Source organism: Sedimentimonas flavescens, from assembly GCF_025154035.1.
Taxonomy (GTDB): Bacteria; Pseudomonadota; Alphaproteobacteria; order Rhodobacterales; family Rhodobacteraceae; genus Rhodobacter; species Rhodobacter flavescens.
On the sequence record NZ_JAOALJ010000006.1, the window covers coordinates 183,979 to 198,066 of the forward strand.

At 65.1% G+C, this 14,088-nt stretch carries 14 protein-coding genes; all 14 read right to left on the bottom strand.

All coding sequences use genetic code 11. The features are described 5' to 3' along the window. Positions 1 to 28: 28 nt before the first annotated feature. The 14 genes from nuoG to N3C64_RS12785 all read right to left on the bottom strand — a co-directional run bounded on the left by nuoG (position 29) and on the right by N3C64_RS12785 (position 14,080). Positions 29 to 2,044: an NADH-quinone oxidoreductase subunit NuoG gene (nuoG, locus tag N3C64_RS12720; RefSeq protein ID WP_260014748.1), complete on the bottom strand. Its 2,016-nt coding sequence runs from the start codon at positions 2,042 to 2,044 to the stop codon at positions 29 to 31. A 61-nt stretch (positions 2,045 to 2,105) separates the two neighbouring features. Next, positions 2,106 to 2,384, bottom strand: coding sequence for a hypothetical protein (locus N3C64_RS12725; protein WP_260014749.1), 279 nt, complete (start codon positions 2,382 to 2,384; stop codon positions 2,106 to 2,108). Positions 2,385 to 2,389: 5 nt separating this feature from the next. After that, entirely contained in the window at positions 2,390 to 3,685 is a 1,296-nt protein-coding gene (nuoF, locus tag N3C64_RS12730) for an NADH-quinone oxidoreductase subunit NuoF (RefSeq protein ID WP_218629658.1), read from the bottom strand. A 10-nt stretch (positions 3,686 to 3,695) separates the two neighbouring features. Then, the gene (locus N3C64_RS12735) at positions 3,696 to 3,926 is read right to left on the bottom strand and encodes a DUF5337 domain-containing protein (protein WP_218629657.1); all 231 of its coding nucleotides are present in this window, start codon (positions 3,924 to 3,926) and stop codon (positions 3,696 to 3,698) included. 7 nt (positions 3,927 to 3,933) lie between these two features. Further along, a complete protein-coding gene (locus N3C64_RS12740) occupies positions 3,934 to 5,079 on the bottom strand; it encodes an NADH-quinone oxidoreductase subunit E (RefSeq protein ID WP_218629656.1) in 1,146 nt (381 codons plus the stop codon). Beyond that, positions 5,079 to 6,320: an NADH-quinone oxidoreductase subunit D gene (locus tag N3C64_RS12745; protein ID WP_260014750.1), complete on the bottom strand. Its 1,242-nt coding sequence runs from the start codon at positions 6,318 to 6,320 to the stop codon at positions 5,079 to 5,081. The genes N3C64_RS12740 and N3C64_RS12745 overlap by 1 nt, the downstream gene beginning before the upstream one ends. 53 nt (positions 6,321 to 6,373) lie before the next feature. Continuing rightward, positions 6,374 to 6,973 (bottom strand): NADH-quinone oxidoreductase subunit C, encoded by a 600-nt coding sequence (locus N3C64_RS12750; RefSeq protein ID WP_218629654.1) that lies wholly within the window; start codon positions 6,971 to 6,973, stop codon positions 6,374 to 6,376. Between the two features lie 10 nt (positions 6,974 to 6,983). After that, positions 6,984 to 7,517, bottom strand: coding sequence for a NuoB/complex I 20 kDa subunit family protein (locus tag N3C64_RS12755; RefSeq protein WP_218629653.1), 534 nt, complete (start codon positions 7,515 to 7,517; stop codon positions 6,984 to 6,986). After that, positions 7,508 to 7,873, bottom strand: coding sequence for an NADH-quinone oxidoreductase subunit A (locus N3C64_RS12760; RefSeq protein ID WP_218629652.1), 366 nt, complete (start codon positions 7,871 to 7,873; stop codon positions 7,508 to 7,510). Before N3C64_RS12760 ends, N3C64_RS12755 begins: the two co-directional genes overlap by 10 nt. A 269-nt stretch (positions 7,874 to 8,142) precedes the next feature. Further along, positions 8,143 to 8,925 carry a crotonase/enoyl-CoA hydratase family protein gene (locus N3C64_RS12765; protein ID WP_260014751.1) on the bottom strand — a complete coding sequence of 261 codons (783 nt, stop codon included), beginning with the start codon at positions 8,923 to 8,925 and terminating at the stop codon, positions 8,143 to 8,145. Further along, positions 8,918 to 9,781 (bottom strand): hydroxymethylglutaryl-CoA lyase, encoded by an 864-nt coding sequence (locus N3C64_RS12770; protein ID WP_260014752.1) that lies wholly within the window; start codon positions 9,779 to 9,781, stop codon positions 8,918 to 8,920. Before N3C64_RS12770 ends, N3C64_RS12765 begins: the two co-directional genes overlap by 8 nt. Beyond that, positions 9,774 to 10,424 carry a glutathione S-transferase family protein gene (locus tag N3C64_RS12775; protein WP_260014753.1) on the bottom strand — a complete coding sequence of 217 codons (651 nt, stop codon included), beginning with the start codon at positions 10,422 to 10,424 and terminating at the stop codon, positions 9,774 to 9,776. Before N3C64_RS12775 ends, N3C64_RS12770 begins: the two co-directional genes overlap by 8 nt. Beyond that, on the bottom strand, positions 10,421 to 12,346 hold the full coding sequence (locus N3C64_RS12780; RefSeq protein ID WP_260014754.1) for an acetyl/propionyl/methylcrotonyl-CoA carboxylase subunit alpha: 1,926 nt from the start codon (positions 12,344 to 12,346) through the stop codon (positions 10,421 to 10,423). The genes N3C64_RS12775 and N3C64_RS12780 overlap by 4 nt, the downstream gene beginning before the upstream one ends. Before the next feature lie 129 nt (positions 12,347 to 12,475). Next, on the bottom strand, positions 12,476 to 14,080 hold the full coding sequence (locus N3C64_RS12785) for a carboxyl transferase domain-containing protein (protein WP_260014755.1): 1,605 nt from the start codon (positions 14,078 to 14,080) through the stop codon (positions 12,476 to 12,478). Positions 14,081 to 14,088: the final 8 nt, after the last annotated feature.

Consider the following 14,088-nt stretch of genomic DNA (forward strand, 5'->3'; position numbering starts at 1 on the left):
ACCCGAGCGGGCAAGGGTAGTTATTCACTTACTCCGCCGCGACGGGCGCTTTGCCCGTAACCCGCGCCTTGGCGGCAGCCGACAGCTCGGCCATCAGCACCGAGGCGCGCGCGATCGGGTTGGTCAGGTAGAAATCACGGATCGCGTGACGGAAGCTCGCGCGGCCCATGTCGCGCAGGGCAACCGGCGTCCACTCGTTCGCGACCACCTGATCGACCTGAGCCAGATGCGGCACAGCCTTGACCATCTCGCGGCGCAGGCTCGCAAGGCTGTCCCACGGCTGGGTCGCGCCAAGCTCGGCCGACAGCGCGCGCAGGATCGCCCAGTTTTCCTTGGCCTCGCCGGGGGCAAAGCCCGCGCGGAACGCCAGCTGCGGACGGCCCTCGGTGTTCACGAAGAGACCGTTTTCCTCGGTGTAGGCGGCGGCCGGAAGGATCACGTCGGCGCGCGAGGCACCGCGGTCACCGTGGCTGCCCTGGTAAATCACGAACGGACCCGGAGCCACTTCGACCTCGTCCGAACCCATGTTGTAGACGACCTGAACGCCCTCGACCGCGGCGAGCAAACCGCCCTCGGTCACGGCACCCACGTCCATCGCGCCCACACGGCCCGCGGCGGTGTGCAGCACCAGCATCTTGCCGCCCATCTTCCCGGCCAGCGCCTGAGCATGTGCGATAACGGCTTCGCCATCGGCCTCGTTCACCGCGCCCTGCCCCACGATGACCAGCGCGCCCTCGACCGGAGCGGCATCGGCAACCAGTGCCGCCAGCGCCGCGCGGTCTTCACCGAGCTTGTCGTATTCGTAGGTCAGATCCGCATCCAGACCTATCAGCGACACGCGGGCGCCGTTCAGCCAGGCCTTGCGGATGCGCGCGTTCAGCACCGGAGCCTCGACGCGCGGGTTGGTGCCGATCAGCACGATCTGCTTGGCGGTGTCGATATCCGCGATCGCGGCATTGCCGACGTAGCCCGAGCGGTTGCCCGCCGGAAGACGTGCGCCATCGGTGCGGCATTCCACGTTGCCACCCAGACCTTCGACCAGTTGCTTGAGCGCGAAGGCGGCTTCGGTCGAGGCCAGATCGCCGACCAGACCCAGAACCTTCTTGCCCTTCATCGCCTCGGCGGCCTTGTGCAGCGCCTCGGCCCAAGTCGCTTTGCGCAGCTTGCCGAATTCACGCACATAGGGCGTGTCGAGGCGCTGGCGGCGCAGGCCGTCCCAGATGAAACGGGTCTTGTCCGAGATCCACTCTTCGTTCACGCCGTCATGGTTGCGCGGCACGATGCGCTTCACTTCGCGGCCCTTGGTGTCGACGCGGATGTTCGAGCCAAGCGCGTCCATCACGTCGATCGACTCGGTCTTGGTCAGTTCCCACGGACGGGCGGTGAAAGCGTAGGGTTTCGAGGTCAGCGCGCCGACCGGGCACAGGTCGATGATGTTGCCCTGCAGGTTGCTGTCGAGCGTCATGTTCAGATACGAGGTGATCTCGCTGTCCTCGCCGCGACCGGTCTGACCCATCTGGGTGATGCCCGCCACTTCCGAGGTGAAGCGCACGCAGCGGGTGCAGCTGATGCAGCGAGTCATGCAGGTCGAAACCAGCGGCCCGAGGTTCAGGTCTTCGGACGCGCGCTTGGTCTCGCGGTAGCGCGAGAAATCGACGCCGTAGGCCACGGCCTGGTCCTGAAGGTCGCATTCGCCGCCCTGGTCGCAGATCGGGCAGTCGAGCGGGTGGTTGATGAGCAGGAACTCCATCACCCCTTCGCGGGCCTTCTTGACCATGGGCGAGTTGGTCTTGATCACCGAGGGCTCGCCGTTCGGGCCGGGACGCAGGTCCTTGACCTGCATCGCGCATGAGGCCGCCGGCTTGGGCGGGCCGCCAACCACTTCGACCAGACACATCCGGCAGTTGCCAGCGATCGAGAGACGCTCGTGATAGCAAAAGCGCGGCACTTCGATCCCGGCCTGCTCACAGGCCTGGATGATCGTCAGGTTCGGATCAACCTCGACCTCGTGGCCGTCGATGATGATGTTGCGAAGATTCGACATGCTCTGATCCGTCAGTTGGCTCGGGCGGGGGTAAGGCCCACGCGGTGTTGCAGTTGGAGGCTCATGCGCAACCTCTCAGGAAAACCCAGGCGCCACCCTGGAAATTGTCATCCGGCCCCGAGGCGACGCCCGCGCCCCGGCAGTAATCGTTTGCGGCCCGCTTGGCCTCGGCACCGTCGGCATAGCCGAAAGCGTTCGGAACCCGCGTCACCACCAGCGTGCCTTCGATCTCCGTGAACCGGTAGGTCGTGGGCGCAGGCCCGAACCCCACCGATTCAGTCCCCGAGGCACAGGCGGCGAGCGCCAGCGTGCCGAGGGTCAAGGAGAGTGCACGCCGCATCCGTTTCACTCCGCCGCCATCGCGCCCATGCGGCCGGTCTTCTTGGCCTTGATGCGATCTTCGATCTCTTCGCGGTAATGGCGGATGAGGCCCTGGATCGGCCAGGCCGCCGCATCGCCGAGCGCGCAGATCGTGTGGCCCTCGACCTGTTTGGTCACCGACAGAAGCATGTCGATTTCCTCGACCTCGGCCTCGCCGCGCACCAGACGGTCCATCACGCGCATCATCCAGCCGGTGCCTTCACGGCAGGGCGTGCACTGGCCGCAGCTCTCGTGCTTGAAGAACTTCGACAGGCGCCAGATCGCCTTGATGATGTCGGTGTTCTGATCCATCACGATCATGCAGGCGGTGCCGAAGGACGACTGGAGCGAGCGCATCCCGTCGTAGTCCATGATCGCGTCTTCACACAGATGCGCCGGAATGACGGGGCACGAGGCGCCGCCCGGAATGACCGCCTTGAGGTTCTTCCAGCCGCCGCGAACGCCGCCGCCATGTTTTTCGATCAGTTCCTTCATCGAGATCGACATCGATTCCTCGATGACGCAGGGGGTGTTCACATGGCCCGACATCGCGAAGAGCTTGACGCCCGCGTTGTTCGGGCGGCCAAAGCCCGCGAACCACTCGGCCCCGCGGCGCAGGATGGTGGGGACGACGGCGATCGATTCCACGTTGTTCACCGTGGTCGGGCAGCCATAGAGGCCCGAGCCGGCCGGGAACGGCGGCTTCATCCGCGGCATCCCCTTCTTGCCCTCAAGGCTCTCGATCAGCGCGGTTTCCTCACCGCAGATATAGGCGCCAGCGCCGTGCGACAGGTAAACGTCGAAATCATAGCCCGACTTGCAGGCATTGAGACCAATCAGACCCGCTTCGTAGCATTCGTCGATGGCGGCCTGGAGGGCCTCCTTCTCGCGCACATATTCGCCGCGGATGTAGATATAGGCCGCGCGCGCACCCATGGCGAAACCGGCGATCAGCGCGCCTTCGATCAGCGTGTGCGGATCGTGGCGCATGATCTCGCGGTCCTTACAGGTCGCGGGCTCGGATTCGTCGGCGTTGATCACCAGATAGGCCGGACGGCCATCCGATTGCTTGGGCATGAACGACCATTTCAGACCGGTCGGGAAGCCCGCGCCACCACGGCCACGCAGACCCGAGGCCTTCATCTGGTCGACGATCCAGTCACGGCCATTGGCCAGAATGTTCGCCGTGCCATCCCAGTGGCCGCGCATCATCGCGCCCTTGAGGGAGCGGTCGTGCATCCCGTAGAGGTTGGTAAAGATCCGGTCCTGATCTTTCAGCATGTTCTGTCCCTCAGTTACGCGGGCTGCCGGAGCGCCGGCGCCAGATACGCCAGACCTGTGCCAGCGCGAATAGATAGGCGGCGATCGCCGCGAAATCGGCAAGGAAGGCAAAGCGCGGCGGCAGCCCTGCCGCCTTGCCAAACCACTGGACAGCCAGCCACAGGACAGTCGCAACAGCGATCACGAGGGCGGCGAGCCGTCCCTCGGTCGTGTCGAGCGCCCTGTTGGTTGCCTGCGCCATTCCCGCCTCAGTAATCGTTGGTCTTTGCGCGCTCGAGGAAGGCTTCAAGCCCCTCGCTCACGATGATCTTGGCCTGCGCCACCCATTTGTCGCGCGAGCAACGGCCCTTGAAGCGCGGCACGTTGTTGTCGGCATAGGCGACCTCGTCGGCGCCCCAGGCGGCGATCTGGTCGTAATGGAAGATGCCCCATTCGTTCAGACGCTCTTCCAGCACCGGGCCGATGCCTTCGATCTTCTTCAAATCGTCGGCCTTGCCGTCGCGCGGAGCGGCCAGACCCTCGGGCTTCTTGCCCTCGGCCTCAGCGGCAACCGGCTCGGCGGCCTGCGGTGCCTCGGCAGTGTTGCTGGCGGCCTTGGGGGCCGGAGCGGCCTTGGCAGCGGCCTGTTGCACAGCCGACATCGGGCGCTGGCCCGCACCCATGATGCCGATGGCCGGATACTGGCCCGACATCTGCCACGGCGCGCGCAGCGCAACCTCGGAGCCGTCGATCTTCTTGACCACGTCGCCCACGGTAACCGCGGGATCGACCGAGCCGTTATATTTCTCCATCTCGCCCGCCGAAGCGCTCAGCGAGGTCAGACCGGTCGCCGGTTCGGACGAGAAGCGGCCGGTTTGCGAACCCGGACGCGGCTGGCCGCCAGCGGCCATGTCGTCGATCAGCTTCGCAAGGCTCTCTTCCGAGAGATCCTCGTAGTAGTCCTTGCCGATCTGCGCCATCGGCGCGTTGGCGCAGGCGCCGAGGCACTCGACCTCTTCCCACGAGAACTTGCCGTCAGCCGACAGGCCGAAAGGCTGCGGAGAGATCTTCTCCTTGCAGACCTTGATCAGGTCTTCCGACCCGCAGATCATGCACGAGGTGGTGCCACAGATCTGGATGTGGGCCACCGAGCCGACCGGAGCCAGCTGGAACATGAAGTAGAAGGTCGCCACTTCCAGCGCGCGGATATAGGGCATCCCGAGCATGTCGGCGACATATTCGATCGCCGGGCGCGACAGCCAGCCTTCCTGTTCCTGCGCGCGGAACAGCAGCGGAATGATCGCCGACGCCTGACGGCCGACCGGGAACTTGGTCATCTGGGCCTGGGCCCAGGCGAGGTTCGCCGGGGTGAACTCGAAGCTTTCGGGTTGTGCGTGATGAAGGCGGCGCAGCATTAGCGGTCAATCTCCCCGAACACGATATCCATCGTGCCGATGATGGCCGAAACGTCGGCCAGTTGGTGTCCCTTGCAGACCGCATCCATCGAATGCAGATGCGGGTAGCCCGGGGCGCGGATCTTCGCGCGGTAAGGTTTGTTGGTGCCGTCCGACACGAGGTAGACGCCGAATTCGCCCTTGGGGGCCTCGACGGCGGCGTAAACCTCGCCGGCGGGAACCTTAAAGCCCTCGGTGTAGAGCTTGAAGTGGTGGATCAGCGCTTCCATCGAACGCTTCATCTCGCCACGCTTGGGCGGGGTCATCTTGCCACGCGCCAGAACGTCGCCCTGCCCTTCGGGCGCGCGCAGCTTGGCGATCGCCTGATGGATGATCTTGGTCGATTCACGCATCTCGGCCATGCGGACGAGGTAACGGTCGTAGCAGTCGCCGTTCTTGCCGATGCAGACCTTGAAGTCGAATTCGTCGTAGCACTCGTAGGGCTGCGCGCGACGCAGGTCCCAGGCAAGGCCCGAACCGCGCACCATGACGCCCGAGTAGCCCCATTTCTGGATCTCTTCCTCGGTGATGATGCAGATGTCGGCGTTGCGCTGCTTGAAGATCCGGTTCTCGGTCAGCAGGCCCTCGATATCATCGAGAACGCGCGGGAATTCATTGGCCCAGATCTCGATATCGTCGATCAGCTCGGGCGGCAGATCCTGGTGAACACCACCGGGACGGAAGTAGTTGGCGTGCAGGCGCGCACCGCAGGCGCGCTCGTAGAACACCATCAGCTTCTCACGCTCTTCGAAACCCCACAGCGGCGGGGTCAGCGCGCCCACGTCCATAGCCTGCGTGGTGACGTTCAGCAGGTGGTTCAGAATACGGCCGATTTCCGAATAGAGCACGCGGATCAGCTGCGCGCGTCTGGGAACCTCGGTGCCCGTCAGCTTCTCGATCGCCAGACACCAGGCATGTTCCTGGTTCATCGGCGCCACGTAGTCGAGACGGTCGAAATACGGAAGGTTCTGCAGGTAGGTGCGGCTTTCCATAAGCTTCTCGGTACCGCGGTGCAGCAGCCCGATATGCGGGTCGGCACGCTCGACGATCTCGCCGTCAAGCTCTAGCACCATGCGCAGCACGCCGTGTGCCGCCGGGTGCTGCGGCCCGAAGTTGATGTTGAAGTTGCGGATGCGCTGTTCGCCCGTCAGGAAATCCGTCGAGCCGTCATCGTAGGTATTTTGCCGGATGTCGCCGTCCATAGTCTTTACCTTTGCTTGCCGATGGCCTGGGGCCCGAGAGCCCCCGGCGAGGCTCAGCCCTGCTTTTCGTCGCCGGGCAGAATGTAGTTGGCGCCCTCCCAGGGGCTGAGGAAGTCGAACTGACGGTATTCCTGGGTCAGCTTGACCGGCTCATAGACCACGCGCTTCTGCACTTCATCGTAGCGCAGTTCGACATAGCCCGTGGTCGGGAAGTCCTTGCGCAGCGGATGCCCGCGGAAGCCGTAGTCGGTCAGGATGCGGCGCAGGTCCGGGTGGCCCGAGAACAGGATGCCGAACATGTCGAAGATCTCGCGCTCGAACCAGTTGGCAACCGGGAAAGCATCGGTGATCGAGGGGCACATCTCGTCTTCGCGCAGGGCGGCCTTCACGCGGATGCGCTGGTTGCGCCACATCGACAGGAAGTGCCAGACCACATCGAAACGCGCGGGGCGCGAGGGCCAGTCAACGGCAGTGATGTCCACCAGCGTGGTGAAACGGCAGTTCGGATCGTCGCGCAGGAACTCGAGGAACGAGACGATATTGCCGGCGGTGACCGTCACGGTCAGTTCGCCGAAGGCGATCTCGGTCGAGACCACGTCGTCCGCGCGCTTGAGTTCGATATGGGCGGCCAGTTCTTGCAGTGCTTCGCTCATCGTCCCCTCCTCAGCGCACCAGCGTCCCGGTGCGGCGGATCTTCCGCTGCAACTGGAGGATGCCATACATCAGCGCCTCGGCCGAAGGCGGGCAGCCCGGAACGTAGATGTCGACCGGAACGATCCGGTCACAGCCACGCACCACCGAATAGCTGTAGTGGTAATAACCGCCACCGTTGGCGCAGGACCCCATCGAGATCACGTAGCGCGGCTCGGGCATCTGGTCATAGACCTTGCGCAGAGCGGGGGCCATCTTGTTGGTCAGCGTGCCCGCGACGATCATCACGTCCGACTGACGCGGGCTTGCGCGCGGGGCGAAGCCGTAGCGCTCCACGTCGTAGCGCGGCATTGCGGTGTGCATCATCTCGACGGCGCAGCAAGCCAGTCCGAAGGTCATCCAGTGCAGCGAACCGATGCGCGCCCAGTTGATCAGATCCTCGGCGGTCGTGAGGATGAAGCCCTTGTCCTGCAGGTCGCGGTTGAGCGCCTGTGCCGCGCCTTCCATATCGGCGGCAGCGGTATTCGCTCCGGTCATCACGCCCATTCCAGCGCCCCTTTCTTCCATTCATAGGCAAAGCCCACGGTCAGCACCGCCAGGAACACCATCATCGACCAGAAGGCGACCATGCTCAGCCCACCGAAGGCGACTGCCCAGGGGAACAAGAACGCCACTTCGAGGTCGAAGATGATGAACAGGATCGAGACGAGGTAGAAGCGGACGTCGAACTTCATCCGCGCATCGTCGAAGGCGTTAAAGCCACATTCATAGGCCGACACTTTTTCCGGGTCGGGGTTGCGCACCGCAAGCACGGCAGCAGCGAGGATCAGCACCAGACCGAGTCCGGTGGCCATCGCAAGAAAAATGAGAATGGGAAGATATTCACGCAGCATATCGTGCACTGGTTGGCTCCCTCGTGACGCGACGCAATGTCGCGCAGGTTCCGGCTAGGCCGACCTTTAGCCCTGCGCCCGCTCCGGGTCAACCGAGAGGTGCCTAAATGCGGAGCGAAAAGTTCAATTTGTATACCGATGCACACAAATGGGCGGGGACAAGGCCCCGCCCACTGTCATGTTTCGCGCTAACGGTGGCGCTCGATTCAAGTCTGCGCCCCGACGTCCTTGATCAAAGTCAACAAAATCCGCCAGACCGGGGAAATTACTTTACCGCCTCAGGCAATCCAGCCCGGCTTGCGCTTGTCGAAGAAGGCGGTGATTCCCTCCATCGCCTCGGGGCTTTCCCACCGCGCCACAAGCGCCGCGATGGTGGCGTCCTGAACCTCGGGGCCGGTGTCGGGGCCGAGCATCCGTATCAGCGCCTTGGCGTCAGCCACGGCGCCGGGCGCGCAGCTCAGATAGGGGACGACCTCGGCCTCGATCGCGGCATCGAGGGCGTCCGGTGCCACAACCTTGGCCAGCAGGTTCAACTCCCGCGCCTCGGCGGCCTCAAAGAGGCGCGCCGACATGAAGACCCGCCGCGCCTTGGCCGCGCCCATGCGCGCCACGACATAGGGCGAGATGGTCGCGGGCGTCAGCCCCAGCCGTGTCTCGGTCAGGCCGAAGCGCGCGCCCTCGACCCCAACGGCGACGTCGCAGACCGACATCATGCCGATGCCGCCGCCAAAGGCATTGCCATGCACCCGGCCAATCAGCGGCTTCGGGCAGCGATCCAGCGCCGAAAGCATCCCCGCCAGCTTGCGCGCCCCGGCGGCGCGCTCCTCGGGGGTGGCCGCGATCTGGGCCTGCATCCACTTCAGATCGCCCCCGGCGCAGAAGCTTGCACCTTCGGCAGCCAGCACGACCACGCGCACCGAAGGGTCATTGCCCAGATCGGTGATCGCGGCGGTGATCTCATCCATCATCTGCGCGCTCAGCGCGTTGTGCTTGTCGGCGCGGGCCAGCCACAGGTGGGCCACACCGCGCGAGTCGGTCTCGATCCGGATCGTCTCAGCCATCCTGGCCTCCCTTCATCGACCGCGCCAGCGTGGCGGCCTCTTGCAGCACCGCCATATTCAGCCCGGTGTCATAGCCCAATTCGGCCAGCCGCGCGGCGACCTTTTCGGTCGCCACATTGCCGGCGGCACCCGGCGCATAGGGGCAACCGCCAAGGCCGCCCACGGCGGCGTCAAAGACTCGCAAGCCAAGCGCCAGGCTCGCCTCGATATTCTCGAGTGCGCGCCCTGCGGTGTCATGGTAGTGGCCGGCCAGACGTTCAGGCGGCAACTCGTTCAGCACCGACTCCAGCATGGCGCTGATCGTCTCGGGGCGCCCCTGCCCGATCGTGTCGCCCAGGCTGACTTCATAGCAGCCTAGATCGCGCAGCGCGGCCACCACCCGCGCAACGGCCTCCGGCGCGATCGCCCCGTCATAAGGGCAGTCCGTCACCACCGAGACATAGCCGCGCACCGGCATATTATCGACCTTTGCAGCCTCGATCACGGGCGCGAAGCGTTCAAGACTTTCACTTATCGAACAATTGAGATTGGCGCGCGAAAACCCTTCCGAGGCCGATGCGAAGATCGCCACCTCATCGGCGCGGGCCGCGCGGGCGGCCTCGTAACCCTTCAGGTTCGGTGTGAGCGCGGCATAGCGCACGCCCGGCGCGCGACTGATCCCGGCCAGCACATCGCCGCTGTCGGCCATCTGCGGCACCCATTTCGGGCTGACGAAGGAGGCAACCTCGATCCGCCGGAACCCGGCCTTGCTGAGCCAGTCCACCAGCGCGATCTTCTGCGCCGTGGGGATCATCCGCTTTTCGTTCTGCAGCCCGTCGCGGGGCGCCATCTCAAAGATTTCAACGGTCTCAGGCATTGGGCAACTCGTAGAAGTCCTGGGTGTAGATCGCACTGGAGCCGCTCTTCGCGGCGGCGCGCTGATAGGCTGGACGCGCCATGGCGCGCGCGCAATAGGCGGCAAGCGCCGGGTAGGCATCGGGCCGCACGAAGCGGAACATCGCCTCGACGTTGAAACCCATCATGCAGTCCGCGGCCGAGAAATCGCTCAGCAACCACTCGCGCCCCTGCAAATAGCCTTCCAGCGCACGAACGGTAACCTCAAGCCGCTTGGTGTCAAGCTTGGTCAGCGCGGCCGACCGGGCGCTTTCGGGCCGCAGGTAGATATGATGAATATTGAGGTTCTGCAGGATGCTGGCCTGTGTTTCCGCAAAACTGACCCATTCGAGGAACTGTGCGCGCTCGGCCTCTCCCGGCTTGGGTGCAAGCCGCCCACGTGTCTCGGTCAGGTATTGCACGATTGCACCCGACTCGAAGACCACCTGCCCGTCCACCTCAAGCGCGGGGATGCGCCCGGCCGGGCTCAGAGCCCGAAACTCGGGGCTGCGCAGGCTGCCGTCGGTCAGCGACCAGAGCCGCAGCTCGGCCGCTTCGCCAAGTTCCTCAAGCAGCCAGAGCACCCGGAACGAGCGCGAGCCGGGAACGTGGTGCAGCCGGATCATGCGGCCTCCTCTTCCTCGGCCAGACGGATCAATGCCGCCCCGGCCTCGACCTGCGAACCTTCCGATACGAGCACCTCAGCCACGGTGCCCGCGCGTGCGGCCAGCATGGTGTGCTCCATCTTCATCGCCTCAAGGATGGCCAGTCTGTCGCCTTCCGCCACCTGCTGGCCGGGCTGCACGAAAACCGCCTTCACCAACCCCGGCATCGGCGCCAGTGTCAGATCCGAGGCCGGCCCCTGCGAGGCGCGGGCCAGCGGATCGGGGCGCGCAAAGCGATGCGCACCGTGCAGGAAGACCGTGATTTCGTCCCCGCCCAGATGGAACCGCGCGCCCGTCTTCGCCCCATCGACCCACCAGCCATCGGTGCGCAACTCGCAGATATGCTCGGCGCCTTCGATCTCGACCGCCACACGGCCCGAGCCTTCGACCCGCAGATAGGCCGGGGGATCAAAGGCGATCGACCGCCGCAACGCCCCCCAAAGCGCAAAACCGGTCCCCTGCCCCGATTCGAGCCCCGCCGCCGCCAGCGCCGCCAACGCCCGCGCCGCCAGAGGCGCCTCGGCCTCATGCACCAGCGCATCGAGATCGCGCCCGATCAGGCCGGTATCGACATCGCCCGCTGCAAAGCCGCGATGCCGCGCAAGCGCACCCAGGAAGGCGAGGTTCGTCGTGGTTCCCGCAACCTCGGTCTGCTCAAGCGCGCGGGCAAGGCTTGCCAGCGCCACGGCGCGCGTCGGGCCATGCACCACGACCTTGGCGATCATCGGGTCATACCAAGGGCTGATGGTGTCGCCCGGTCGCACCCCAGTTTCGATCCGTGCACCGGTCGCGAAGCGCAGATGGGCCAGAGTGCCTGTCGCCGGCAGGAAGCCTGCCGGAACGTCCTCGGCATAAAGCCGCGCCTCGAAGGCATGACCGCGGATCGCCAGATCCTCCTGCCGCGCAGGCAAAGCCTCGCCCGCTGCCACACGCAATTGCCACTCGACCAGATCGACGCCGGTGATCGCCTCGGTCACCGGATGCTCGACCTGAAGGCGGGTGTTCATTTCCATAAACCAGAAGCGGTCAGGGCGCAGCCCTTCCGAGGCATCCACGATGAATTCGATCGTGCCCGCGCCCTTGTAATTGATCGCCTCGGCGGCGCGGACGGCCGCCTGCCCCATCGCCTGCCGCATTTCCGCGGTCATGCCGGGGGCCGGGGCTTCCTCGATCACTTTCTGGTGGCGTCGTTGGAGCGAGCAGTCGCGCTCGAACAGGTGCACCGCATGGGTGCCATCGCCAAAGACCTGCACTTCGATATGGCGAGGCTTTTCGACGTATTTCTCGATCAGCACGGCGGGGTTGCCAAAAGCGGTTTGGGCCTCACCCTGCGCCGAGGCAAGCGCAGCCGCGAAGTCCTGCGCCCGGTCTACCTTGCGCATCCCCTTGCCGCCGCCACCGGCAACGGCCTTGATCAGCACAGGATAGCCCACAGCCTCGGCCGCACCGGCCAGATGCTCGGGGTCCTGATTCTCGCCGTGATAGCCGGGCACAACGGGAACGCCAGCCTCCGTCATCAGCGCCTTCGCCGCATCCTTCAGACCCATCGCGCGGATCGCGCGACCCGAAGGACCGATGAACACAAGGCCCGCGGCCTCAACGGCATCCACGAACTCCGGGTTCTCGGACAGGAAGCCGTAGCCTGGGTGAATGGCCTCGGCTCCCGTCGCAAGCGCCGCGGCGATAATCGCGTCGCCGCGGAGATAGCTGTCCTTCGGCGCCGGGCCACCGATCAGGACCGCCTCATCGGCCATGGCGACATGGCGCGCGCCCAGATCGGCGTCAGAATAGACCGCCACTGTCGCCACTCCCATGCGGCGTGCGGAGTCGATCACACGGCAGGCGATTTCGCCACGGTTGGCGATCAGGATCTTGCGGAACATGGGCTCCTCCCTGTGTCCAATGTCAGAGGGGGCGCTGCCCCCGCTCCTGCGGAGCCCCCCGAGGTATTTTCGCCAAGAAGAAACTATGCGTTCTTCTTGGTCCAAATACCTCCGCCGGAGGCAAGAAGTTTACATACGGAACACGCCGAAGCGTGTCGGTTCGATCGGCGCGCAGAGGCTTGCCGACAGCGAAAGCGCTAGCACCTGCCGCGAGTGGCGCGGGTCGATCACGCCATCATCCCAAAGCCGCGCTGATGCGTAGAGCGGATGGCTCTGGCGCTCGAACATCTCGATTGTCGGGCGCTTGAACTCCGCCTCTTCCGCAGCGGACCAGTTGCCACCCTTGCGCTCGATCCCCTCGCGGCGCACGGTCGCCAGAACGCCCGCTGCCTGCTCGCCGCCCATCACAGAGATGCGCGAGTTGGGCCAGGTCCAGAGGAAGCGCGGCGAATAGGCGCGACCCGCCATGCCGTAGTTGCCAGCCCCAAACGAGCCGCCGACCAGCATGGTGATCTTGGGCACCGAGGTTGTCGCGACTGCAGTCACCATCTTGGCGCCGTGGCGTGCGATACCTTCGTTTTCGTATTTCCGGCCCACCATGAAACCGGTGATGTTTTGCAGGAACACCAACGGGATAGAGCGCTGAGAGCAAAGCTCGATGAAATGCGCGGCCTTTTGCGCAGCCTCGGAGAAGAGCACACCGTTGTTGGCGACGATCCCGACGGGGCAACCCATGACATGGGCGAAGCCTGTCACGATCGTCTCACCGAAGCGCGGTTTGAACTCATCGAAGCGCGAGCCATCGACGAGGCGGGCGATCACCTCGCGGATATCATAAGGGGTGCGAAGATCGGCGGGAACGACGCCGAGGATTTCCTCGGGGTCATAGGCCGGGTCTTCGGGCGATTGCCACTGCACCGACGCGGGCTTCGCGCGGTTAAGATGGCTGACCGCACGGCGGGCAAGCGCGAGCGCATGCGCGTCATCCTCGGCCAGGTAATCGGCGACGCCGGAGAGGCGGGTGTGCACATCGCCACCGCCAAGATCCTCTGCGGTGACGACCTCACCCGTGGCGGCCTTCACCAGCGGCGGACCGGCAAGGAAGATCGTCCCCTGCTCTTTCACGATGATCGTCACATCCGACATCGCGGGCACATAGGCGCCGCCAGCGGTACATGATCCCATCACAACGGCGATCTGGGGAATGCCCTTGGCGCTCATCCGCGCCTGGTTGAAGAAGATGCGGCCGAAGTGATCGCGGTCGGGGAAGACCTCGTCCTGGTTGGGCAGGTTCGCACCGCCCGAGTCCACCAGATAGATGCAGGGAAGCGCGCATTCCTCGGCGATCTCCTGGGCGCGCAGGTGCTTTTTCACCGTCATCGGGTAATAGGTGCCGCCCTTCACCGTGGCGTCGTTGGCGACGACCATCACCTCTTGCCCGTGCACACGGCCGATCCCGGCGATCACGCCCGCACAGGGTGCCGCGCCGTCATACATGCCATGCGCTGCCGTCGCGCCGACCTCGAGGAAGGGCGATCCGGGGTCGAGCAGACCTGCCACGCGCTCGCGCGGGGCCATCTTGCCACGGGCCACGTGGCGCGCGGTCGCCTCGGGGCCGCCACCGGCGACGGCGCGATCGGCTGCCTCGCGCACGGTCGCCAGCATAGCCAGATGCGCCTCGCGATTCTGCCGTGCCGCATCCGAGCCGGAGACAAAGGATGATACGAGTTTCATGTGTGATC

Coding starts and splice junctions, on each gene's coding strand:
- nuoG (WP_260014748.1), bottom strand. CDS start 2,044: ATGTCGAATCTTCGCAACATCATCATCGACGGCCACGAGGTCGAGGTT.
- N3C64_RS12725 (WP_260014749.1), bottom strand. CDS start 2,384: ATGCGGCGTGCACTCTCCTTGACCCTCGGCACGCTGGCGCTCGCCGCC.
- nuoF (WP_218629658.1), bottom strand. CDS start 3,685: ATGCTGAAAGATCAGGACCGGATCTTTACCAACCTCTACGGGATGCAC.
- N3C64_RS12735 (WP_218629657.1), bottom strand. CDS start 3,926: ATGGCGCAGGCAACCAACAGGGCGCTCGACACGACCGAGGGACGGCTC.
- N3C64_RS12740 (WP_218629656.1), bottom strand. CDS start 5,079: ATGCTGCGCCGCCTTCATCACGCACAACCCGAAAGCTTCGAGTTCACC.
- N3C64_RS12745 (WP_260014750.1), bottom strand. CDS start 6,320: ATGGACGGCGACATCCGGCAAAATACCTACGATGACGGCTCGACGGAT.
- N3C64_RS12750 (WP_218629654.1), bottom strand. CDS start 6,973: ATGAGCGAAGCACTGCAAGAACTGGCCGCCCATATCGAACTCAAGCGC.
- N3C64_RS12755 (WP_218629653.1), bottom strand. CDS start 7,517: ATGGGCGTGATGACCGGAGCGAATACCGCTGCCGCCGATATGGAAGGC.
- N3C64_RS12765 (WP_260014751.1), bottom strand. CDS start 8,925: ATGGCTGAGACGATCCGGATCGAGACCGACTCGCGCGGTGTGGCCCAC.
- N3C64_RS12770 (WP_260014752.1), bottom strand. CDS start 9,781: ATGCCTGAGACCGTTGAAATCTTTGAGATGGCGCCCCGCGACGGGCTG.
- N3C64_RS12775 (WP_260014753.1), bottom strand. CDS start 10,424: ATGATCCGGCTGCACCACGTTCCCGGCTCGCGCTCGTTCCGGGTGCTC.
- N3C64_RS12780 (WP_260014754.1), bottom strand. CDS start 12,346: ATGTTCCGCAAGATCCTGATCGCCAACCGTGGCGAAATCGCCTGCCGT.
- N3C64_RS12785 (WP_260014755.1), bottom strand. CDS start 14,080: ATGAAACTCGTATCATCCTTTGTCTCCGGCTCGGATGCGGCACGGCAG.